The organism is Marinobacter sp. M-5 (assembly GCF_032911545.1).
Taxonomy (GTDB): Bacteria; Pseudomonadota; Gammaproteobacteria; order Pseudomonadales; family Oleiphilaceae; genus Marinobacter; species Marinobacter goseongensis.
On the sequence record NZ_JAWJEK010000001.1, the window covers coordinates 978,657 to 1,002,380 of the forward strand.

General features: G+C 51.7%; 19 protein-coding genes. All 19 read left to right on the forward strand.

What is annotated here, in order from left to right; genetic code table 11:
• Positions 1–15 precede the first annotated feature (15 nt).
• The 19 genes from R0125_RS04500 (at position 16) to R0125_RS04590 (ending at position 23,723) form a co-directional block, all read left to right on the forward strand.
• Positions 16–1,166 (forward strand): IS3 family transposase gene (locus tag R0125_RS04500; RefSeq protein ID WP_410797553.1). Its coding sequence is split into 2 segments (ribosomal slippage): positions 16–253 and positions 253–1,166, totalling 1,152 coding nucleotides; the frame shifts between segments, so codons are not numbered across the junction.
• Between the two features lie 129 nt (positions 1,167–1,295).
• A complete protein-coding gene (locus tag R0125_RS04505) occupies positions 1,296–2,675 on the forward strand; it encodes a hypothetical protein (RefSeq protein ID WP_317237300.1) in 1,380 nt (459 codons plus the stop codon).
• A 206-nt stretch (positions 2,676–2,881) separates the two neighbouring features.
• A complete protein-coding gene (locus R0125_RS04510; protein ID WP_317237301.1) occupies positions 2,882–3,715 on the forward strand; it encodes a glycosyltransferase family 4 protein in 834 nt (277 codons plus the stop codon).
• Positions 3,716–3,763: 48 nt separating this feature from the next.
• The gene (locus R0125_RS04515) at positions 3,764–4,804 is read left to right on the forward strand and encodes an EpsG family protein (protein ID WP_317237302.1); all 1,041 of its coding nucleotides are present in this window, start codon (positions 3,764–3,766) and stop codon (positions 4,802–4,804) included.
• 174 nt (positions 4,805–4,978) lie between these two features.
• The gene (locus R0125_RS04520; protein ID WP_317237303.1) at positions 4,979–6,013 is read left to right on the forward strand and encodes an acyltransferase; all 1,035 of its coding nucleotides are present in this window, start codon (positions 4,979–4,981) and stop codon (positions 6,011–6,013) included.
• Positions 6,014–6,464: 451 nt separating this feature from the next.
• On the forward strand, positions 6,465–6,764 hold the full coding sequence (locus R0125_RS04525) for a YdcF family protein (RefSeq protein ID WP_317237304.1): 300 nt from the start codon (positions 6,465–6,467) through the stop codon (positions 6,762–6,764).
• Between the two features lie 70 nt (positions 6,765–6,834).
• Positions 6,835–8,832 (forward strand): acyltransferase family protein, encoded by a 1,998-nt coding sequence (locus R0125_RS04530; RefSeq protein WP_317237305.1) that lies wholly within the window; start codon positions 6,835–6,837, stop codon positions 8,830–8,832.
• Positions 8,833–8,877: 45 nt separating this feature from the next.
• Positions 8,878–9,909: an NAD-dependent epimerase/dehydratase family protein gene (locus R0125_RS04535; RefSeq protein ID WP_317237306.1), complete on the forward strand. Its 1,032-nt coding sequence runs from the start codon at positions 8,878–8,880 to the stop codon at positions 9,907–9,909.
• A gap of 19 nt (positions 9,910–9,928) precedes the next feature.
• Positions 9,929–11,029: a glycosyltransferase family 4 protein gene (locus R0125_RS04540; RefSeq protein WP_317237307.1), complete on the forward strand. Its 1,101-nt coding sequence runs from the start codon at positions 9,929–9,931 to the stop codon at positions 11,027–11,029.
• Positions 11,026–11,988, forward strand: coding sequence for a DHH family phosphoesterase (locus tag R0125_RS04545; RefSeq protein ID WP_317237308.1), 963 nt, complete (start codon positions 11,026–11,028; stop codon positions 11,986–11,988). Before R0125_RS04540 ends, R0125_RS04545 begins: the two co-directional genes overlap by 4 nt.
• A 76-nt stretch (positions 11,989–12,064) precedes the next feature.
• Positions 12,065–12,670, forward strand: coding sequence for an adenylyl-sulfate kinase (cysC, locus tag R0125_RS04550; RefSeq protein ID WP_317237309.1), 606 nt, complete (start codon positions 12,065–12,067; stop codon positions 12,668–12,670).
• A gap of 41 nt (positions 12,671–12,711) precedes the next feature.
• A complete protein-coding gene (locus tag R0125_RS04555; RefSeq protein ID WP_317237310.1) occupies positions 12,712–14,478 on the forward strand; it encodes an SLC13 family permease in 1,767 nt (588 codons plus the stop codon).
• 141 nt (positions 14,479–14,619) lie between these two features.
• Positions 14,620–15,678 carry a UDP-N-acetylglucosamine--undecaprenyl-phosphate N-acetylglucosaminephosphotransferase gene (wecA, locus tag R0125_RS04560; protein WP_317237311.1) on the forward strand — a complete coding sequence of 353 codons (1,059 nt, stop codon included), beginning with the start codon at positions 14,620–14,622 and terminating at the stop codon, positions 15,676–15,678.
• Positions 15,679–16,008: 330 nt separating this feature from the next.
• The gene (locus tag R0125_RS04565; RefSeq protein WP_317237312.1) at positions 16,009–16,893 is read left to right on the forward strand and encodes a glycosyltransferase family 2 protein; all 885 of its coding nucleotides are present in this window, start codon (positions 16,009–16,011) and stop codon (positions 16,891–16,893) included.
• A gap of 114 nt (positions 16,894–17,007) precedes the next feature.
• A complete protein-coding gene (wecB, locus tag R0125_RS04570; RefSeq protein WP_317237313.1) occupies positions 17,008–18,126 on the forward strand; it encodes a non-hydrolyzing UDP-N-acetylglucosamine 2-epimerase in 1,119 nt (372 codons plus the stop codon).
• Positions 18,127–18,149: 23 nt separating this feature from the next.
• Entirely contained in the window at positions 18,150–18,989 is an 840-nt protein-coding gene (locus R0125_RS04575) for an ABC transporter permease (RefSeq protein WP_317237314.1), read from the forward strand.
• Entirely contained in the window at positions 18,979–20,313 is a 1,335-nt protein-coding gene (locus R0125_RS04580; RefSeq protein WP_317237315.1) for an ABC transporter ATP-binding protein, read from the forward strand. The genes R0125_RS04575 and R0125_RS04580 overlap by 11 nt, the downstream gene beginning before the upstream one ends.
• Complete coding sequence (locus R0125_RS04585; protein WP_317237316.1) at positions 20,298–22,553, forward strand: methyltransferase; 2,256 nt, start codon at positions 20,298–20,300, stop codon at positions 22,551–22,553. The genes R0125_RS04580 and R0125_RS04585 overlap by 16 nt, the downstream gene beginning before the upstream one ends.
• 48 nt (positions 22,554–22,601) lie before the next feature.
• Entirely contained in the window at positions 22,602–23,723 is a 1,122-nt protein-coding gene (locus tag R0125_RS04590; RefSeq protein WP_317237317.1) for a glycosyl transferase, read from the forward strand.
• Position 23,724 lies beyond the last annotated feature (1 nt).

Sequence of the window (23,724 nt, forward strand, 5' to 3'; positions counted from 1 at the left end):
CTACAGGCGTTGGCAATGAGCGGAAAGCGTTACTCCGAGGAATTCAAGATTGAGGCGGTCAAACAGGTCACGGAGCGTGGCTACAAAGTGACTGATGTGTGTCGGAGGCTGGGGATTACCTCGGCCAGTCTGCACAAATGGATCAAGCTGTACGGTGATGCTGGCAGTCAACATCAACAGATCAGTGAGCAGCAGGATGAGCTACGCAAACTGAGAGCGGAGTTGCGGCGGGTCAGTGAGGAGCGCGACATACTAAAAAAGGCCGCAGCGTTCTTTGCCAAAGAGTCCAAGTAAAGTATCGCTTCATCAGGGCTCACCAGAGTGAATTTCAAGTCCGTGTGATGTGCCGAGTGCTGGGAGTCCACTTCAGTGGTTTTTATGCCTGGCTGCATGAACCGGAAAGTCCTCGCGCCAAGGCCAACCGTCGCTTGGTGGGATTGATTAAGCAGGCCTGGCTCGAAAGTGGTGGCGTTTACGGTTACCGAAATATCACCCTGGATCTCAAAGACCTCGGCGAGAGATGCAGTAAAAATCGGGTGTACCGATTGATGAAGACGGAAGGTATTCGTGCTCAGCGCGGCTACAAACGCCACAAAGGCTATTACGGCGGAGAGTCCGCTCATGTCGCGCCCAATCATCTGGATCGCGATTTTGAGGCTCAGAAGCCAAACGAGCGATGGGTGACTGATATTACCTACATTCGGACTCACGAGGGCTTCTTGTATCTCGCCACAGTTCTAGACCTGTTCTCCCGGCAAATTGTGGGCTGGTCTATGAAGCCACGGATGTCGACGGACCTGATTATGGACGCCTTGCTGATGGCTTCCTGGAGGCGCAGACCGAAACAGGAGGTCCTGATTCACTCAGACCAAGGCTCGCAGTACACCAGTCGTGAATGGAGAGACTTCCTGAAAGACCACCAATTGAAACCCAGCATGAGCCGTCGCGGAAACTGTCACGACAATGCGGTTGCCGAAAGCTTCTTCTCGTTGCTCAAGAGTGAACGAGTGAAACGGAAAATATACAAGGATCGGGAAACAGCCCGGCAGGATATCTTCGATTACATTGAGATGTTCTATAACCCGGTTCGCCGGCATGGAAATAACGGTGGGCTGTCCCCCGTGGACTTCGAAAAGCAGTATTTCACAAAGCTGTCAGGTGTCTAGGATATCGGGGGCTTGCCACTCGAACTGAGTGTTTCTTTAATTATTTTGGCTATAAGGTAATGACTTCCCAGAATGATGGTCTCGTTTGGTCTTTAATTTTCAGTCACATTTCATTCGTTAGGCTCAATGATGATTAAGTTCGAAAAGTTACCTTATTCAGTACGGGCAATTTTGGCAGCTGGTATGGGGTTAAAACTCTCAGCAGGGCGATACGGAACGGAGTTTGCTCGGTTCTCGGCATTCCTTGCAGATTCAATACAGTACGGGCTTGCTGAACAAACTGCATGGCAAAAGACTGAATTGTTGAGTTTAGTAGAGTCTGCTAAAACTGGCACCGCTCACTACAATAGTTTAGCGCTTGATAGAGAGTTGGACTTCGAATCTCTCGTGCGTTCATTGCCGGTGCTTGAAAAACATGAGCTGCGTCGGGCACCCGAACAGTTTTTCAACCGCAACGTCAAAAAATGGCTGGTTAGTGCAACAAGCGGCACATCTGGCTCGCCCATGAAGGTGGAGCATTGTAAGTCTTCTATGCAACGTCGTTTTGCGTTACTCAAGCAGCACCTGGAATTCGCTGGTGTGAGCAAGAATTCGCCATCTGTTCGCCTCTCTGGCAGGATCATTGCGGATCCCTCCAAAGAAATTTCCCGCCCCTGGTTATATGTTCCAACTGAAAACCAGCTGCTTGTATCCAGTTACCATCTTAATGCAGATCACCAGCAGACAATTAGCCAGAAGCTTTCCCGGTTTGCTCCGGAAGTAATGGACGGTTATTCATCTGGAGTTTTGGAGACGTTGAGGTTAATGGACCGAGCTGGAGTGAAACTTAGCTCCTTAAAAGCGATTGTGACAACGGCTGAAACTTTGTCACCTGCCGTGCGCGAGGAGCTGGAATCTCTCTCAGGTGCAAAAGTTCTGGATTACTACGCTGCCAGCGAGGGTGTTCCTATTATCCAGCAGTGCAAGTACGGAACCTATCACGTACGATGGGAGTCCGGCATCTTCGAGGTTGTAGTTGACGGTAATACCGCATTCGAGGGCGATGGTGAGCTTGTCGTGACTAGCTTTATCCAGGATAGAACGCCCCTGATTCGTTATCGCACTGGCGATTATGTGAAGGGGTTGAGCCACCAGAATCAGAACCAGTGCGGGTGTGGTATGAGAACACCAACGATCGCGTCAGTGGAAGGTCGCATTGAGGATATGGTGTTGGTACGCGGCGGCAAGCGGATGGGGATGTTTACCTATCGAACCTTGAAAGAAGTTAGCGGCCTTCATGAGGCACAGGTGGTACAAAGAGATTATGACGATTTTTGTGTGCGGGCGGTTTTGGCAGATGGGGCTGAGTCCACGGAAGTTAGCGCTGCCGTTAAAGATAAGTTTGAGCGTGCACTTGGATACCCAATCACTCTCGAATTTCAGGAATTGAGTGAGATTCCGAAAGGAGCAAACGGCAAGCTTCGATTGGTTGTTAATGAAATGCTTAGAAAAGGTGGTGTTCAAGGATGACTAAGCCGGTCACTTTTTTCTGTGGTGGTAAGGATGTGCCGGCGTCTCGGTTTCGGGTAGAGCCAGTAGCAGAATACCTGTCAGCGCAGGGTTGGCGTGTTAATACCGTGTACGGGTACGGGCAGTTGGACCACAAATTAGGAAATGGAGTAGCTCGAAGGGCTTATCGTGCAGGTTGCCGTATTTCCAGATATGCAAGAACAGCCATGTACAAGCCTGAGGGGCCAGTGATGGTTCAGCGACTCGCCTGGCCTTGGAACTCGCGAGCGGAAAGGGCGCTTGCCATGAAAACGCAAGGGTTTGTTTTTGACTTTGACGATGCGGTTTTTCTTGGAGGTAATGGAGGGCTGTCAGGCTCCCGTAATGGTGCCCTGAAGAAGGTTTTTCGGGCTAGCGATAAGGTAGTTGCGGGCAACTCCTGGCTTGCGGAGTATGTACGTGATTCTGCGGATGTTGAGGTGATCCCCACCTGCATTGATACCCAAAAGTATTTGCCTAAAGAATCTGGACAGCGTTTGGATGGTGTGCCGGTGGTTGGCTGGATTGGTACGAGTGGTAACTTTCCCTACTTGTCGCAGCTGATAGAGCCAGTAAAACGGCTCAGGGCCGATGGGGTTAACTTCCGGTTTGTGATTTGTAGTGATGCTGTGAATGAGCGCCTGTTCGGTGAGCTGGGAGCTGAGTTCGTGAAATGGAGTGCGAATGATGAGCTTTCGATCTTGCAGAGTTTCGATATCGGGTTGATGCCCCTATTTGACAATGACTGGTGCAAGGGTAAGTGCTCGTTCAAAATCATCCAGTATAAAGCTGTCGGTATCCCCTCCGTCGGCAGCGCCGTTGGCTTCAACAACGATGTTATTGAGCATGGCCAAACTGGTTACCTTGTAGATACTGACGGGTGGTATGAATCGATCAAGGCCCTTTTGGCTGACCCTGATTTGAGGATAACCATGGGTAGAAGAGCTCGAGAGGCCGCAATCACCAAATACGATATTGGCATCGCTGGGTCAATGTATCAGCGTATTTTTGAAGATTTTTGAATTGTATTTTTCAGACACTCCTGTGCCCTACCTTAAAGCGCCCATTTAATGCTGCCATATTGGTTTTTTTTCTCCATACCGTTTTTCACCCTTTTGTCTTCTGCACGGCTCAATGAGCGGGCGTCAGCAATGGCTTGGGGGTTGGTGTGGTTGTTCTTTTCAACCGTGATCGGGTATAGGCTGGAGGTTGGCGGAGATTGGATTACGTACCTGATGCATTTCGAGCATTTGAAAACGTATACCTTCGCAGAAGTATTCAACAGAGGTGATCCTGGCTATTACTTGGTTAACTGGATTGTTGGGCAGATTGGCGGCGACATTTATTTGGTCAATTTTTTTTGCGGTGCAGTGGTGATGGCTGGGGTCGTCAACTTCTCCAGAAGTCAGCCATTGCCGTGGTTGGCTTTACTGGTGGCGGTGCCGTACCTGATCATTGTTGTCGCAATGGGGTACACACGGCAATCGGCTGCCCTCGGTTTTTTGTTGTTGGGTTTAGCTGCCCTCGGTTCGGGAAAGAATGTATGGTTTGTTGTGTGGGTATTGCTGGGGGCAACGTTCCATAAATCGGCAGTGCTTATGCTTCCGATAGCTGCTCTGTCCTCCACGACTAACCGGTTTTGGAGCCTTTTTTGGGTCGGAATCATTACCGCTGTTGGCGGGTATCTGTTTCTTTTTGATTCCATAGATAGGTTTTGGACGAATTATGTTGAGGCAGATTACCATTCCCGGGGGGGCGTAATACGAGTATTGATGAATGTAGTGCCTGCTCTTCTTTTTATGGTGTTTTCGCGATCTCTGCGGCTAAACGAAAAAGAGCGAAGGCTTTGGACATGGATGGCGATTTTCTCGTTAGCCTGCATACCCCTCGTGTTTCTCTCTTCAACTGCTACCGATAGGGTTGCCCTTTATCTGATTCCCATTCAATTGTTTGTTTTTTCGAGGCTCCCTTTCATTGCCAAAGACCCAAAGGGGCGTGGCGTGGTCATGCTTGCTGTGATGGCTTATTACACATTGGCGCTTGCTGCGTGGTTAACTCTCGCAAATCATGCTTTCGCCTGGCTGCCATATAGGTTTGCTCCTTTTCATTGAGTCGATTTTCTAGCTTGGCAAAATAAAAAGTCAGGGTGACTGGACCTAAACCTTTTGGCAGATATTACCGGCATTCGGTTTCTGTATCCATTTGCGTTCTTTTAGACACTGCTTTTGCCTGCTTTTTTGTGCTCGAAGGAATGCCGTTTGCTTCAATCTTCAAAGAGAGACCATGTGAAAAAGTATCTGTGGCTAGAAGTGATGAGGGGGGGGGCAGCCGTCTGGGTGCTTCTGCACCATGCCGAATTAACGGCCAGTGCTTTCTTTGGCGGCGTGAACTATCCGTTTTTTGCCCGAGGTTTCCTGGGCGTGGACTTCTTCTTTATTCTTTCGGGTTTTATCATTGCTTTTTCCTCTTCAAGAATGCTCGAGGCGGGTAAAACACTTGGAGAGTACTTTTCCCACAGACTCGTCAGAATTTATGTGCCGTACTTGCCCGTTGGGGTTGCACTTTATTTTGCGTACCAACTCTTGCCAAATATGAGTGCAGGAGATCGAGAAATTGGATTGCTGACCAGCTTCACATTGATACCGACAGTGCAGGCTACTGCACTCAGCGTTGCTTGGACGCTTAAGCATGAATTGCTTTTTTATCTTCTGTTTGCGTCGTTTTTTGTTTCCAGGGTGCTGTTCATTGGGGTGATGGGGACTTGGCTGGTTGCAATTGTATTCGTGCGGCAGCTGCTTGAAGTACCTGAATCAGGCTTTCTTCAGATTTTCTTGAACCCTTTGAATCTTTGGTTTTATGTTGGGATGTCAGTATATTTGTGTCCGCAAATCCGCCTGAGCCGCTTTGGATATTGGGCGGGATTTCTGGTTTTGGCGAGCGCGTTATATGTGCTGGTGATCAACGGTTTCAGCCGGATATACATAGGGCTGGTGTTTGCCGTGATGATTGTACTGTTCACGAAAGTCGAAAACCTGGAGGTGCCGGCTCCTCGGTTTCTTCTGTATCTCGGTGCGGCTTCGTACTCTGTATATCTGGTGCACAGCCCCGTGCAGTCTGTTCTGGCACGAGTTCTGCCGACCATTTCTGAATCTTGGTCTCCAATTTTGGCTTTTTGGGCTATTACTGGCGTTTCTCTGGTCGTTGGAATTATCTATTTTGCCTTGTATGAAAAGCATGCCATTACTTGGTGCAAATCGAAAACTAACCAGTATTTTCGTGCTAAGACAAAGAATTTCGAGATTGAATCAGCCAGAGACTGATTGACGAATAAATCATTTTCGTAGTTTCCAAGTTTGCTAGAGCTCTGATATTGCCTTTGGGCGTGGCACTATTTGGTGGTTTGCTTGGGCTTTTCTTTATATTGGCGGACCGCAAGCGGCTGGCTTTATGGTTTGGTGTCATAGCGCTGCCTTGGTCCTGGTCCTTACCTGTGGCTAGCGACTAGGTGCTCGGCTATCTGGAATACCAACAACCATCTATAGCAGTTCAAGGCGTTTCTCACGCAAAAGTAATAGTGGTGGTGGGGGGGCGCCTGCTGGCCATAGTGAATTGTATCTGAATCTGGAATCCGGTGCTGATCGTTTGTGGCATGCGGCCCGTTTGTTCCATGCCTCTAAAGCACCGTTTGCGTCACTGACTGCTGGCGGCGACCCTGAGCTTGGCGCCACCTCCGAGGCAGAGGGCGTGCATTAGTTTCAGGCGGATCTCGGCGTGCCGGGAAATGCCATGGTTCTGGAAAACCGGAGTCGTAACACGAGCCAGAACGCAGAGTTTCCGGCGGAGATACTGGCAGAGCAGGGCGTTAGCAGAGTTCTCCTAGTCACTTGTGCCCACCATACGCCAAGGGCAACGAGGTTGCTCGATACTCATGGCTTAGAGGTTGTTCCGGTGGCAACCGACCACGAGGTGTTGTCTCGGCCCAAGTGGCGCAATTTGCTCCCTGAGACCAGTGCGCTGGATGGCGGCAGTCGGGCCATTAAGGAAGTTGTCAGGCGCCTGGTGGGGCGGTAGGAACCCATCTTTCGATCTCACTCAAAGCGGCATACTTGAGTTTTTTCATATCTACAACAGGTAATTCGGAATGCAGTACAGAAGGGAAATAGATGGTTTACGAGCAATGGCCGTCTTGCCGGTTATTCTTTTCCATGCCGGCTTCTCATGGTTCTCTGGTGGCTATGTAGGCGTTGATGTCTTTTTCGTGATTAGCGGATATCTGATCACAAATATCCTCATCAGTGAGATGAGTGAAGGGAATTTCTCTATCGCCAAGTTTTACGAACGGCGCGCTCGCCGAATATTGCCGGCACTATTCTTCGTAATGATTTGCTGCGTTCCATTCGCCTGGCTCTGGATGGTTCCGCAAGAACTCAAGAACTTTTACCAAAGTTTCGTGGCGATTTCATTTTTCGCATCAAACGTCTTGTTCTGGCGAAAATCAGGATACTTTGCACCTGCTGCCGAAGAAAACCCGCTGCTGCATACCTGGAGTCTTGCAGTGGAAGAACAGTTTTATATCTTCTTTCCGCTCCTGCTATTGATGCTATGGCGGTTTGGAAAGAAGCCGATCTTCTACGTAATTATCGGCCTCTCATTTCTGAGCTTTCTGTTGTCTGAATATGGATGGAGAAACCATCCAACTGCAAACTTTTACTTGTTACCAACCCGTGCCTGGGAACTGGGAGTCGGCGCAATTTGTGCGTTCCTTATGTTCCAGCGGTCACCCAAACCAAATTCTATGGCAGCAAGCACAGGCTTGGCCCTGATTGCATATTCAATTTTCTTCTTCGACGAAACCACTCCGTTTCCATCGGTGTATGCTCTCGCACCAGTCTTGGGAACTGCACTCATCATTCTGTATAGCCATGAACAGAATCTGGTAAACCGTATCCTTGCGAGCCGTATTTTGGTTGGGATCGGCCTGATCAGCTTCAGTGCCTACCTCTGGCACCAGCCACTTCTGGCCTTTGCCAGGATTCGAAGTGCCTCCGAGCCCGGCTGGGTACTGATGTTTGGGCTTTCCATCGCATCTCTTACACTGGCTCTCATCACCTGGAAGTACATTGAGCAGCCTTTCCGGACCAGAGAGCTGTCCTTCACCCGTTCTAGAAAGCAGATCTTCAGTTACGCCGCTATTGGGACTGTTATTTTTACTACCTCAGGGCTATACGGACATTTCAACAGCGGATTACCTGACAGAGTCGCCCCATCCGGCGTTCCCTTTTCAGAAATCAACATTGCTGAACGCATTAAGGTTAATCACGGCCTCGACTCTGAATGTGAGGGCACATTCACAACATCCGAAAAATGCCGAACGGGGCCTGACCCGAGAGTTATGCTTTGGGGGGACAGCTTTGCCATGCATCTGGCCCAAGCAGTTCTTGCAAGCCCCAGTCTAGAAGGCAAAAACCTGATCCAATTCACGAAATCGGTCTGTTCACCAATTCTTGGAGTAGCGCTTACAAATCGAAAATACCCTGAGGCTTGGTCTCGAAGTTGTGTCTCATTCAATGACCAGGTTCGAGACTGGCTAAAAAATGATAACGACATCGAGTACGTCATCATGTCTTCACCTTTGGGCATTCTATTTAATGAGATTTATGACGCTACAGGTGCTCGCCGACCAGCATCAGAAGAAGTTGTTTTGGCAGCCATGAACGAGACCGCCGCTTTCGTAGAAAGCCTCGGAAAGAAACCCGTTTTTGTCTCCCCCCCCCCCCGAACCGGCGAGAACCTCTCGAAATGTTCAACTTACAATTTGATATTTGAAGGCAATGAAGTATTTGATTGTGCTTTCACTGTCGCAGAACTTTCAGAGCAGCACATCGCTGTCATGACATTCCTTGCGCGGCCAGACTTGGCATTGCCTGTTCTGGATCTGGGGCAGTACATCTGTGATAGGGGAAAATGCCCTACGCTCGTTGATGGAATCAATATCTATCGGGATGTCGGACACCTTTCTGATCAAGGTTCAGAGCTCATTGGGTTGAGATATGATTTACTTGGATCGGTACAGCAATTAGCAGACCAATCACAAGATGTACCGAATGCTGGTTCTGGATTAGCTGGCGCGGGCCCCTGAAGCGAAACCTGCTGTTAGCGCCCAGAAATTCTCAAAGGTTTTTGAATGCACTCTGCTGATAGGTTCCACTACCCGCAACTTCTCGACCAACTCCCCAAACAACCCAAAACCTGGCTAATTACTGGCGTAGCCGGATTCATCGGATCCAACCTGTTGGAGCATCTGCTGAAGCTGAACCAGCGCGTAGTAGGCTTGGACAACTTCGCCACCGGCTACCAGCGCAATCTGGATGAGGTTCGTAGCCTGGTGTCTGCAGAACAGTGGGCGAAGTTTCAGTTTATCGAGGGCGATATCCGTAATCCGGAAGACTGTGCACGCGCCTGCGAGGGTGTGGATTATGTGTTGCACCAGGCGGCGCTGGGTTCGGTGCCCCGGTCGTTGAATGATCCCATCACCACCAATGCGGCCAATATTACCGGCTTTCTGAATATGCTGGTGGCGGCTCGGGATGCGGGGGTAAAGAGCTTCACTTATGCGGCGTCCAGCTCCACCTATGGCGATCACCCGGCGTTGCCGAAGGTGGAAGAGAACATCGGCAAGCCGTTGTCGCCGTATGCAGTCACCAAGTATGTGAATGAGCTGTATGCCGAGGTGTTCGCCCGCAGTTATGGCTTCAAGGCCATAGGCCTGCGCTACTTCAATGTGTTTGGCAAGCGCCAGGACCCGGACGGCGCTTATGCAGCGGTGATTCCAAAATGGACCGCCGCCATGGTGCGGGGTGACGATGTGTTCATCAACGGCGATGGCGATACCAGCCGGGATTTCTGTTTCATTGAAAATGCAGTGCAAGCGAACGTGCTGGCGGCCACGGCGGAGGAATCTGCCAAAAATGAGGTTTACAACGTGGCGGTGGGTGACCGCACCACACTGAATGATCTGTTTGCCGCACTGAAGAGTGCCCTGGCGGGAAATGGCGTGGTGTATGAGAAGGCGCCGGTGTACCGGGATTTCCGGCCGGGGGACGTTCGGCATTCTCAGGCGGATATTGGCAAGGCGGCCAGTAAGCTGGGGTATGCGCCGGAGTTCCGGATTGTTGAGGGGATTGCCAGGGCTATGCCTTGGTATCTGGAGCATTGAACGCGCAGGTGGTAAGCAGTTGAAGCCGATAGTTTTTCTTACGTCTAATACCTCCTGGTATTTGTATAACTTCCGCGCCAGTACCATTCGCGCATTGTGCGAGCAGGGCAACCGGGTGATATGTCTGTCGCCGCAGGATGATTTCAGCCAACGGTTGATGGATGAGCTGGGGGCGGAGCACATTGCCTTGCCGCTGGATGGCAAGAGCACGGGCGCACTGCAGGAGCTGCAAAGCCTGAGGTTTATCTGGGCGGTGATGCGCCGTTACCGGCCGGACTTCGTGTTCAACTTCACGGTGAAGATGAACATCTATTGCGGGCTGGTGTGCGCGCTGCAGAAAATTCCGTTTGCCAATAATATTTCCGGCCTGGGTACGGCGTTTATTCACGATTCCTGGCTGTTTCGGCGGGTGCGGCAGGTGTATGGCCTGGTGAACCGCCGTGCGCGAAAACTGTTCTTCCAGAACGAGGAAGACCTGGGCGTGTTCCGAGGCAAGGCATTGTTGGGGGATACACCCTATACCCTGTTGCCCGGTTCCGGAGTGGATTTACTGCGGTTTCAGACTTCGCCTCTCCCGAAAAGTGGGCCCTTCACCTTCATTATGATTGCCCGCTTGCTGGGTGATAAGGGTGTGCGGGAATATGCTGAAGCCTGCCGGCAGCTGAATGCCGAAGGGTTGGAGGTGCGCTGTCTGTTGGTGGGTCCGTTGGGGGTAAGCAACCGCACAGCGATTTCGGAAGCCGAAGTTCATCAGTGGCAGGCTGAGGGCATTGTGGAATACCTGGGCGCTACAGACGACGTTCGTCCGTTGATCGAGCAGGCCCACGTGTTGGTGTTGCCTTCCTACCGTGAAGGCATGCCACGCACAGTATTGGAGGCCGCCGCCATGGGCCGCCCTGCCATAGTGACCGACGTGCCTGGCTGCCGCCATGCCATTGAGCCAGAGGTGACCGGGTGGTTGTGTGACGTGCGCGATGCGGACTCTTTGGCCCGGCAGATGCGACGGGCTATGGGCGTGGGTGTTGAGGCATTGCAGAAGTCGGGGGATGCCGCCCGGGGTCGCATGGAGCGAGAGTTCAGTGAAGAACGGGTGGTGCAGGCGTATATGGAGTGTTTATGAAGGTGTATGACGTATTCAACGGCGACGCAGACGGCATCTGCGCGCTGATTCAACTTCGCCTGGCAGAGCCTTGCGAAGCCACCCTGATCACCGGCGTAAAACGGGACATTGCCCTGGCGCAACAGGTGCCAGCGGAAACGCCGGCCCGGGTCACTATTCTCGATGTCAGCCTCGACAAAAACCGGGCGGCGGTGGACAAGCTGTTGGCTGCGGGCTGCTCGGTGTTCTATGTGGACCACCACTTCCCCGGTGACACGCTGCCGAGCTCCAACAACTTTACTGCCCTGATTGATACGCAGCCGACCACGTGCACCAGTTTGCTGGTGGACCAGCACCTGGGTGGCCGCTTCCATCACTGGGCAATTGCCGCGGCTTTCGGAGACAACCTGAATGCGGTGGCGGAATCGCTGGCAGAAAAAGCCGGTTTGTCGCCGGAGCAAGCTGAGGCCTTGAAGGCGCTTGGGGTGTGTATCAATTACAACGGCTACGGCGCCACGGTGGCGGATTTACACTTTCATCCGGCCGATCTGTACCGGGAGTTCGTGATGTTCGCTGACCCCCTGGAGTTGATTGCCGCGGCACCGGTGGCCTGGCAACAGCTGCGCGACGGGTATCAGGCGGATATGGCGAAGGGCCTGGCGGCGCCGGTGCTGGCGGAAACTGCCACGTCTTTGGTGGTGAAGCTGCCGGATGAAGCCTGGGCACGGCGGGTGAGCGGTGTGCTGGGCAACGAGCTGGCCAATCGGCACCCGGATCAGGCTTGTGCCATAGTGACAGAGAACCCCGGTGGCGATTATCTGGTGAGTATTCGCGCGCCGCTGAATAACCGGTCCGGGGCGGATGAGATGGCTCGCCGTTTTCCTACGGGTGGGGGGCGGAAGGCCGCTGCCGGCATAAATGAATTGCCTGCGGTGCAGTTGGAAGAGTTTTTAGCCGTGATGGCGGAATTTTGGGCCTGAGCATTTATCGTCGGATTAGCCTTAGGCGTAATCCGACAAACCCACAAACCCACCTGAGACCAGAAGGAATGGTACTTTGGCGTCAAACATTGTCTGGCATGACCACAAAATCACCCGCGCCGAGCGCTCCGCCAACAAAAACCAGAAGCCCTGCCTGCTTTGGTTTACGGGGCTGAGCGGCAGCGGCAAGTCCACCATCGCCAATGCTCTGGATGTGGCCCTGCATGAGCGTGGTTACCATACCTTTTTGCTGGACGGTGACAACGTGCGCCACGGTCTGTGCAATGATCTGGGGTTTTCCGATGAAGACCGGGTGGAGAACATTCGTCGCGTGGGCGAGGTGTGCAAGCTGTTCGCGGACGCCGGGCTGATTGTGATGAGTGCATTCATTTCGCCGTTCACCAGTGACCGACGCATGGTGCGTAAGCTGTTCCCGGCGGGTGAGTTCATTGAAGTGTTCATGGACGCGCCACTGGAAACCTGTGAATCGCGGGATCCGAAGGGGCTCTACAAAAAAGCCCGCGCGGGCGAGATCAGGCACTTTACCGGCATCGACTCCCCCTACGAAGTGCCGGCGCATCCGGAAATCCGCCTGGACACGTCTTGCCATTCGGTGGATGACTGTGTTGAGTCGGTGATTGCCTATCTGCTGGAGCGCGAATTGATTGCCCGCAATGCCTGAATGTCCACATTGCTTTAATTATCAGGGAAGCTCATAGCCATATGGAATGGCAGGCCGTTTTCACGCTGATTACTCTTGCGGGCGTGCTCGCGACACTGACGCTGACCCGGATCTCTGCGGACCTGGTGTTGATGGCGGCGTTGGCGCTGTTGCTGATCAGTGGCGTGCTTGAGCCCATTGGTGCGCTGGTGGGGTTTGGCAATCCGGGGGTGATTACCATTGCCACGCTGTATGTGGTGGCCGCGGGGTTGAAGGAAACCGGTGCGGTGCAGTGGATTGCCCGCTTGTTGTTAGGCCACCCGAAAAGCCAGCGTGGCGCGCAGCTGCGCATGATTGCACCGACTGGCGTGCTGAGTGGTTTTATGAACAACACCGCGGTGGTCGCGATGTTTATTCCCGCCATTCAGGACTGGGCCCAACGTCTGGGTATTCCGGCTTCCAAATTGTTACTGCCGCTGAGCTACGCCGCCATTCTTGGGGGCACCTGCACGTTGATCGGCACCAGTACCAATCTGGTGGTAGACGGGTTGCTGCAAAGCCAGGTAGGCATCCAGCTGGGGCTGTTTGAGCTGGCCTGGGTGGGGGTGCCGTTGCTGGTGGTGGGCGGTGGGTTTCTGGTGCTGTTTGCCGGTCGCTTGCTACCGGACCGAGGGGGTGTCACCGAGGAGCTGGCGGAGGTGCGCCAGTACGGCGTGGAGGTGGAAGTGGTCAGCCCCGGGCCGCTGGTTGGCCGCACCATTGCTGAGGCCGGGTTGCGGGCGCTGAACCACGGCTACCTCACCGAGATTGATCGGGGTGGCCGGTTGATTACCGCCGTGGAGCCAGACCGCACCCTGCAACCTGGCGACAAACTCTATTTCGTCGGGGCGCCGGAGTGCGCCAGTGAGCTTCGGCGCATTCATGGCCTCAAGCCGGCCAGCGGAAATGTGCACAAATTGGATGTGGCGAACCATCAGCGTTGCCTGGTGGAGGTGGTGTTGGGCCCGGAGTTTCCCGCTATCGGCATGACCATTCGCGACAGCCGTTTCCGTACCCGCTTCAGCGCGGTGATTCTGTCGCTGTCCCGGGAGGGCCGACGGGTGCCCGGTAAGCTGGGGGATATTACCTTCAAGATTGGCGACACCCTGCTGCTGGAAGCCAGCCATCAGTTTGCCGAGCAGTACCGCTTCCGGCGGGATTTTCTGCTGGTCAGCGCCCTGAACGATTCCACGCCCCCGGATTTCCGGAAAGCGCCCCGTGCCCTGGTGATCCTGTTGTTGATGGTAGTGGCCAGTGCCTCGGGTTTGTTCAGTATCATGGAGGCGGCGTTTCTGGCAGCGGGCGGCATGATAGTGTCGCGCTGCATTACCGCCAGCCGGGCGCGGCGCAGTGTGGACTTGCCGGTACTGGTGGTCATTGCGGCCTCCTTCGCACTGGGAAATGCCATGACCGAAACCGGCGCAGCCCAATGGGTGGCCGGTGGCCTGCTCGGATCTGGCGAGTGGCCCCCTTGGGTGATGCTGGCCCTGGTGTACCTGTTGACGGCCGTGTTCACCGAAGTGATTACCAATAATGCGGCTGCGGTGTTGATGTTTCCGATTGCCATGGCGGTATCGGAGCAGTTGGGTGTGAATTTCCTGCCGTTTGCCGTGGCGGTGATGTTTGCCGCATCGGCGTCGTTCATAACGCCACTGGGTTACCAGACCAACCTGATGGTTTTCGGCCCCGGCCGGTACCGATTCAGCGATTACGCCAGGGTAGGGCTGCCCTTGAGCTGCCTGGTGGCGTCGGTCGCAATTCTGCTTATCCCCAATGTGTGGCGTTTTTAGAAGACGACTCGCACATCCCTCCCTAACACTATTCCCTGTCATAGATTGTAAAATAATGCTGTGTTTCTTATCTCAAATTGCAACTATGAGGTAACCTCGCCGCGTACTAGAAGGAACAGTCCCAAAAACACAGGGAAGTATATGGAAGTTGTAGGTTCTGTCGGCCTTTCCTCGGGTTTCTTCGCGTTTGTGTCTTTGTTGCTTCTCCGGCCTTTCGCTATGTGCTTCCGCCTTTTGGACATCCCGGATCATCGCAAGGTGCATACGGGAGCCGTTCCGCTGATTGGTGGCCTGAGTGCATTCATTGGCCTGTTCGCCGCGTGGATGATTTCCATGCCGCTGGCAGGCGGCTACGGGATTTACCTGCTCGCGTCGCTGCTATTGGTTGTTTTGGGTACCGTCGATGATGCTTGCGATTTGCCCCCGCAGTTCCGGTTGTGGTCGCAGGTGGCGCTGGGCGCGTTACTGACGTATGGCTCGGGCATATCGCTGGTGCATTTTGGTGATCTGTTCGGTCTGGGTGTGATCGAGCTCGGTTGGCTGGGGCCGCTGGTGACCATTGCCGCAGTGATTGGCGCCACCAACGCCTTCAATATGATGGATGGCATCGATGGCCTCGCCGGCACCATGAGTCTGATCGCGCTGTTCTCTCTGTCACTGCTGTTCCTGTTGGGTCCTGGCAACCTTTCGGAACTGGTACTGGCTTTTGCGATCGCGATCGCGCTGCTGCCCTACCTGGCCGCGAACCTGAAAATGCCTCCGTTTCGTAAGCGCATTTTCATGGGAGACGCGGGCTCCATGTTTATCGGTTTCTCCATCGTCTGGCTGCTGGTCAAGGGCACCCAGCCCGAGGCCCAGGCGTTTCGCCCGGTCACCGCGCTCTGGCTGATTGCGTTGCCGCTGATGGACATGGTAGCCATCATGGTGCGCCGCGCCCGTAAGGGGCAATCGGTGATGAAGCCCGACAGGGAGCATCTGCATCATATCTTCATGCGGGCTGGGTTTACTGATCGCCAGGCGTTGGTGGCGATCACGACGGTGGCGCTGTTTTTGGCACTGATTGGGCTGGCGGGGGAGTACTTTCAGGTGCCGGAGTGGCTGATGTTCACGCTGTTTGTGGGCGTGTTCGCGGCGTATGACTGGGCTTTGAGTCATGCGTGGCGGTTGTTGGTTTTGTTTCGAAACCGAGTCAAGACGTGAGTTATTGTTGAAATCTGTGGTGATTAACTGACCCCCAGCTCATTCCGGTATCTAAAAACAGGTACTCACTCAACTTTCGGAAATAGTACTAGCTTCTCTGTGGGTGCGCTCTTCCGGTAGTTGTCTCCTCAGCCCCAGCTCATTTACCAGTTGCCGAGCCGTGAAACGATTGATTATCCAGTTTGCCTGATTGAGCAGGTCAGTTACCATGCCCGCTTAGCACCTTTAATGATCCCCAGAGTCACGCTCGCGTGTCAGACGGTGTAGCTTTGACTAAGTCACTGGGCTAAACCACCGCAATCCGATGTTATCCGGAGATAAAGCAACACGATGACAAAGCTTGAGATTTCAATTGTTGTTCACGACTGGTCGCCAGCAGTGCTATTCGAATGTTTGAGAACCTTGTCCCGGAGTCTGGATCAAGCGCGCTTGGATGGGCAGCTCTCTGCGGCAACACTCTGGCTGGCTTATAACGGACCTGAAAACCTCAACTCAGACCGAGTCGAGAGTGAGATACTTGAGTGTTTTGAGTGGCCCTTTCAGTTATTGCTGAAGCAGCCGAATTTGGGTTATGGCGGCACAAACAACCTAACTATAAACCATCATATTCTTGCAGAATGTTTGAGTAACGGTGCCAAGCGGTGCATCTTGATAATGAATCCCGATGTTGCACCTGAGAAAAAAGCTATTTCTAATGCATTGTCAAGGTTGTGTGAAAATTCTTGTTGGGGGTTTGTCTGCCCTCGGATTTTTGATTGGACTGGGCACCAAGAGAGCCCTGGGCACAAACGATATCCCTCGCTGGCTGTATTAGGGTTTAGGCTTTTAAGGACGCTGGATCGAATTCCAGCGCTGGTGCGGTTGAATGATCGATATGAGTATGGGGATTGTTCTACTAACAGATTTCTGCCGGGAGTGGAGCTGTGTAGCGGGTGTTTTCTGATTGCTCGAGATGAATTGTGGCGCGATGTCGGTGGATTCGATGAGCGATATTTTATGTACTTTGAGGATTTCGATCTTGCGCTGCGGTCTCGTAAGTCAGGCTGGCTTCATGTGTATGATCCTTCGGTGTGTGTTCGGCACGCGGGAGGTAACGCAGGGGGGAAAAGCAGTTTACATCGCAAGATGTTCATTAAATCAGCCTGGAGCTTTTTTCGAAGCCATGGCTGGCGTATCTGGAGTATTCCCATGCACGACGGCACCTTACGTGAGTAGAGGGTTAACGCTTGATCTTGGTGATTGAAGAGTTGGCTAGAACGAGATAGGATCCACCTCGCTCGTGAAAGGATCGAGTAGCGCGCTAAATGGAAATCAGGAATAGATGAATTAATGAAGATTCTGACAGTTTTTGGAACACGTCCTGAGGCCATCAAAATGGCCCCTCTGGTTATACAGCTCAGCGAAGACCCGCGATTTGATGCCCGGCTGTGTGTTACGGCTCAGCACCGGGAGATGCTCGATCAAGTTATTGAGTTGTTCGGGCTTGCTCCTGATTATGATCTGAACGTAATGAAACCCGGCCAAGACTTGACGGATGTTACAGCCAGCATTCTTGTCGGGATGAAGGCAGTTTTGTCCGAGTTCAGGCCCGATATGGTTCTAGTCCATGGCGACACCGCTACTACTTTTGCAGCCAGCCTTGCAGCTTATTACCAGCAAATTCCGGTGGGTCACATAGAGGCCGGCTTGAGAACAGGGAATTTGTACTCGCCGTGGCCGGAGGAGGGGAATCGTAAGCTTACGGGCGTGTTGGCAGAGAAACATTTTGCTCCGACAGAAACCTCTCGTCAAAACCTAGTGAATGAGGGTGTCGCGGCGGGAAGTGTTTTTGTAACGGGCAATACGGTTATCGACGCACTGTTAGAGGTTGTGCACAAACTGGAGTCTGATCAAGGTTTGGCGCGGGAGCAACAAGAGAAATTCGAATTTTTGAGTAATGACAAAAAGCTGATTCTTGTGACGGGGCATCGTCGAGAAAGTTTTGGTGGAGGGTTCGAGCGAATCTGTCAGGCGCTCGCCGAGACATCAAAATGCCATCCGGATGTACAGATTGTTTACCCGGTTCATCTTAATCCAAATGTGCAAGAGCCGGTTAAGCGATTACTCGGAGAAAGCCCTAACATCCACCTTATTGAGCCGCTTGAGTATCTTCCGTTTGTGTATTTAATGAACCGAGCTTACATCATTCTTACTGATTCGGGCGGTATACAGGAGGAAGCGCCGTCGTTGGGTAAGCCGGTGTTGGTCATGCGCGATACAACCGAGCGTCCAGAGGCTGTAGAGGCGGGTACTGTGAAGCTTGTTGGCACTGAAGTTGGCGCTATCACGGGCGCAATTGATTCTTTGCTTTCCTGTGAACGTGCATACCAGTCGATGAGTTATGCTCACAATCCATATGGAGATGGAAAGGCTTGCGCGCGTATCCGTGATGCTTTAGCTCGTACATAACCACTCGTATTACGGTACCCTCAATGAATCCGCATGCCTCGCAACGTGCCTCGGTTTTTCAGTTCTTCAGCTCTGCCAAGCATCACAGCCGTTTAGTCAGACAAATGACGAAAAGGGACGTCGTAGGCCGTTATCGCGGCTCTGTGATAGGAATTGGTTGGTCCTTTCTACATCCGCTGCTGATGTTGGCGGTGTTCACGTTTGTGTTTTCAGTTGTATTTAAAACCAAGTGGGGAGTACCCATCGAAGGCCAGGAGGAGGGGAAAGGAGTATTTGCGGTTGTCCTCTTCGTCGGGCTTATAATGCATAGTTTTCTTTCTGAGGTTTTAACCCGCTCTCCAACCCTAATTTTGAGTAACGTTAACTACGTCAAGAAGGTTATTTTCCCTCTGGAGCTTATGCCCTGGATCGCGGTGCTAAGTGCGCTGATTCATGCTTGCATCAGTTTAACGGTTTGGTGTGTGGCGTACCTGGTTCTCATAGGCATCCCTGGATGGCAGATAATCTACATGCCTCTTGTAATGTTGCCTCTCGTGACTCTTGCGCTTGGCGTGGCTTATCTTCTAGCCTCTCTCGGTGTGTTTCTGCGAGATATCGCTCAAACAATGGGGGTTCTGTCTAGCGTTTTGCTTTTTCTCTCGCCGGTATTTTTTCCGATAGAAAGACTCCCGGAGGTCTATCAGAAGCTTTTTTTGGCGAATCCTTTGACGTTTATTATTCAGCAGGCGCGGGATGTTCTGATCTGGCGCACACCACCTGACTTTGAAGGCTTGTTTGTGTATATGTCGGCCGCTACGATTGTCTTTTGTATTGGTTTTGGCTGGTTTCAGAAGACGAGACAAGGATTCGCAGATGTCCTCTGATATTGCAATCTCTGTGGACGGCTTAAGCAAGCGATATGAGGTTTTCAGTCAGCCGAAGGACCGCCTTAAGCAAATGATTATGCCCAAGCTCAAAAAATTGATTGGGCTTGAGCCACCCCAGTATTTTAGAGAGTTTTGGGCTGTTAGGGATGTTTCGTTCTCGATAAAGAAGGGTGAGACGGTTGGTATAATCGGTCGAAACGGGAGCGGAAAATCCACGCTGTTGCAAATGGTTTGCGGGACTGTCACTCCAACTGCGGGTCTTGTGACGACTAATGGTCGTGTAGCGGCCCTACTAGAGCTTGGCGCCGGCTTCAATGTGGAATTTACTGGTAGAGAAAATGTTCTGCTCAACGCCGCAATTCTCGGGTTCCCTCAGGAAGAGATGGAGCAACGCATGGGCGATGTGTTGGCATTTTCAGAGCTAGCGGAGTTCATTGACCAACCTGTCAAAACCTATTCAAGCGGTATGTACGCTCGGTTGGCCTTCTCGATCGCAATTCACGTTGATCCGGACATCTTGATTATCGATGAGGCGTTGGCGGTCGGGGATTCGCGCTTCGTAGCGAAGTGCATGCGCAGGATCAAAGAGATCCAACAGAGGGGTACGACCATTTTATTTGTGAGTCATGATGTGTCCTCAGTGCGCACTCTCTGTGATCGAGCGATCTGGCTGAGTAATGGGAATCTCGTGGAAGACGGCGATGTATTTCCTGTAACGGGACGCTATATGGAGTTTATGTTCAGGGATGAAGACGGCTCTGATTTAAGTGGAGCAGACCAAGCAGCGAAATCCGAACTGAATGCTGGCGATGGGATACGCGACGACGTTGCTGTAGCCGGAGCTGGTTTGGATAGTCGACCGGTAACTCACTGGGGCTCTCACAAAGGTACAATACTCAGCGCTTCGGTTTGCAATTCAGAGGGCATTCGCAAGGATATCCACGAATGGGGCTGTCTTCTAAATATAGTAATCGGCGTGAAAATACCGGACGACATTCCGAGACAGCACCTAGGGATAGCTTTTGCGATTAAGGATCTCCAAGGCACTGACTTAATCGTTTCCACCACTCATGATCTCGATCGCTTGTCTCTCCCCGAAGAGGCGGAATTTGAAGTGTGTTTCAGACTCACAAACCCTTTGGTTAGCGGAAAATATTTGTTGGTTGCCGCAGTCGAAAACCGTCAACACCAAGATATTCATTACTACGAGTATTTTGAGGGCGCACATTATTTCTCTACTCTTTCCGAGGCGCGTTTTTTCGGGATCTTTCAGCCCCCCATTGACAAAAGTGTGAAGGTAGAACCATGCCGAACAACTTAAATCCACGACCAATCAATTCTAAGTCTTATTGGGATGACCGTTTCTCAAATGATTGGGACGAAAATGATGGTCCTGCTCAGTCTCGATTCTTTGCCAGGCTCGCGCTGCAAAATACCCCTGCATGGCTGTTACGTGAAATTCGTCGAGAAAAATTGTCAGTAGTAGACTGGGGGTGTGCTGAGGGTGATGGTACGGACGCACTTGCTGAATCGATTGACCGATCTCAATTAACCGGTTTGGATTTTTCAGAAGTCGCTATCAGTGCTGCTAGAGGGCGATATAAAGCCATCAATTTCCAGGCCAAAAACTGGCTTGACGAAAATATCGAAGTAGGAAGTGATCGGTCCAATTCTTGCTTCGATGTTGTATTTTCCTCGAACACTCTTGAGCATTTTCATGCGCCTTACCGAGTTCTGGAGAGGCTCGCTGAGAGGTCGCGAAAAGCGATAGTTTTGGCCCTCCCATTTCGGGAGCTGGATCGAATTGACGAGCATCACGCATCCTTTCTGCCAGAGAATATACCATCTGAGGTCAACACGTGTTTCCAGCTTTGTCACTCTAAAGTCGTTGATTGTCGTAGTCTGCCGGATACTCAATGGTCTGGCGAGCAGATTCTTTTGGTGTATGGTCATAAAGATTGGCTGTCGTCGTTGAACCTCGTTCTTAACGATATTTCGATAGAGCAGCACGATACTGAGACCAAACTCAATGAATTGCAAGAGTCCGTGGAAGTACAGGGCGCGCGTTTATCGGAGCTCTTGAGCGAACTCGAGCGTGGCCAAAAAGCGCTGTTTGAGAAAGATCGGCTTTTATCCGAAAACGACGTAAAGCTTGCGGAACTTGAACCTCTTCACAACTATGTCAAAGAGCTTGAAGTACTCATTGATGAAATCGAGGCATCAAGTTCGTGGCGGCTAACGAAGCCGTTGAGGATTGGCGGTCAATTTGTAAAATCTCCATTAGTCAGCATTTATCGTTTGGGGAAGTATATTTTTTGGAGTCTTCCCCCGTTTATGCGGAGAGCGCTTCAGGGGCCTCGCCACAGACTAGTAAGATATTTTAGAGGGTTACCTGTCGAAAGCAGCTCAAGTGGTCCATCATTAAGTCACAACGACTTGTCTTGGCTTAAATTTAAAGAGCTGATTCTCTCGAAAAGAGACTCTTACAAAGGAATATTCATACAGGAATTAGTTATTGATTGGAATGTTCCTCTATATCAGCGGCCTCAGCATATTAGCGCAGCAATGGGGCGTCTGGGCTTCTTGGTCATTTACCGCACAGACAACTGGGCTGGTGATGATGTGAATGGATTTCGCGAGGTGGCTGATAATGTTTGGATTACTAACCGACATGAGGTCGATCAGATAAAAGGCGCGGTACGTTCCCTGTACTCTACCGCCTACGCTCACACTCCTGAAAGTGTGAAGAAGAGAGACGAAAGCGGTGTGTTGCTCTATGAATATATCGACCACATAGACCCAGAGATTAGTGGTGACGAGCAGAATATCAAAAGACTTTTAGCTTTGAAAAATTTTGCTTTTAATGGCGGAGCAGATTTCATTGTGGCCTCTGCCGGCCAGTTATATGATGAGGCTGTCAAGTTTGTTGGAGAAGAGCGCGTAATACTGGCACAAAATGGTGTCGATACTCGGCACTATCGCAATCCGGGTCACGCCGATACATCTATTCCCAAGAAACTTGAGTCTTTTAGTGATCGTTATGAAACTGTTGTGGGTTATTTTGGAGCGCTTGCCCCATGGCTCTGGTATGAGGCTCTTTCGGAACTGATACGGCAAAGACCGGACCTTGGCTTTGTATTCATCGGCCCGGATTACTATGGCGGAGCCCAGAAACTCCCTTCAGCCGATAATGTTCTCTACCTTGGTGCGGTGGATTACAAAATCCTACCGGCTTACGCAAGACGTTTTGATGTTTGTTTTATTCCGTTTAAGCCTGGCGAAATAGCTCGCACAACTTCTCCGCTAAAGCTATTTGAGTATTTTGCGCTTGAGAAGCCGGTCATTGTGACGTCTGAGATGCGGGAGTGCGTTCAATATCCAGAGGTTTTCAGGGGAGGCTCAGTACAAGAGCTGAGCAAGGCATTGGACGACGCAACCGCAAAAAAGAACGACGCGTCTTTTCGAGAGCGTCTTGCGCAGCTCGCTGATGAAAATGATTGGGACCAGAGGGCAAAGGCGATCAGCGTTTGTTTTGATAAGTTTGAGGAACTAAGTGAATAGTTGCCGGAAGTGCAAGAACCTCTTTAAGCGACCGAAAGATGCTCGTTTATGAAACTGATCTACTTATCTCCGGTGCCGTGGTCGAGTTTTGCTCAACGTCCTCACAAGTTTGTACAGTGGTTTCACGAGCGCACTGGTGGAGAGGTCCTTTGGATTGAACCGTATCCCACGCGCTTTCCAGTCTTAGCGGATTTTGGGAGATTGAGGGCAGATAGCGTTACGCAGTGCAGCGAACTCCCGCAATGGATTCAGAGAGTTTGCCCGCGATCTCTTCCTATTGAGCCACTGCCGGGTTCAGGTGTAGTAAATAGGTTATTTTGGTCTGATGTATTAGAGCAGGCTAAAGAGTTCGGGCGAGAAAAAAACGTTTTGATAGGTGTTGGTAAGCCCTCGGTTTTGGCTCTGCAGGTGTTGTCACAGTTGTCTGGCGTTCGTTCGTTTTACGACGCGATGGATGACTTTCCGGCCTTTTACTACGGCCTCTCGCGAATTGCTATGTGTAAACGCGAGCGCTGTGTTGTTGAGCGAACTGGCGAATTATTTGTATCGAGCTCGGCACTCCGGGAGCGTTGGAGTGGGGCCGGCAAAAGGATGACACTGGTACCTAATGGCCTGGATAAAAATATGATGCCTGACGAGTTCAGGGCAGGGCGGAGGGGAGGTGGCAGAGTCGTATTCGGATACGTTGGGACTATTGGCTCTTGGTTCGACTGGGAGTGGATCGATACTCTAGCGATGTGTCGACCTAACGACGAAATCCGGCTGATTGGCCCCGTGTGTCAGAGCCCTCCGGACAACCTTCCTGAAAATATTACATTCTGCCCGCCTTGTAGCCATAGGGAAGCAATGGAGGCGATGAATTCCTTCGATGTTGGATTAATCCCATTTAAACGAAATCAGCTAACGAGCTCGGTAGATCCTATTAAGTTCTATGAATACCGGGCTCTGCAACTGCCGATCTTATCTACGAAATTTGGTGAGATGGGCTTTCGCGAGTGTGAACCGGGGACATTTCTTACCGAAACTAGGCAAGATATCGAAATTATGGCTGAAGCCGCACTCAAGCACACTTACGGAGAGGACTCAGGATTGTTTTTGCGTGACAATTGTTGGGAGGCAAGGTTTGAGGCCTCAGGATTACTGGGTGGCCTATCAGAGCAAAGCGCTTAAG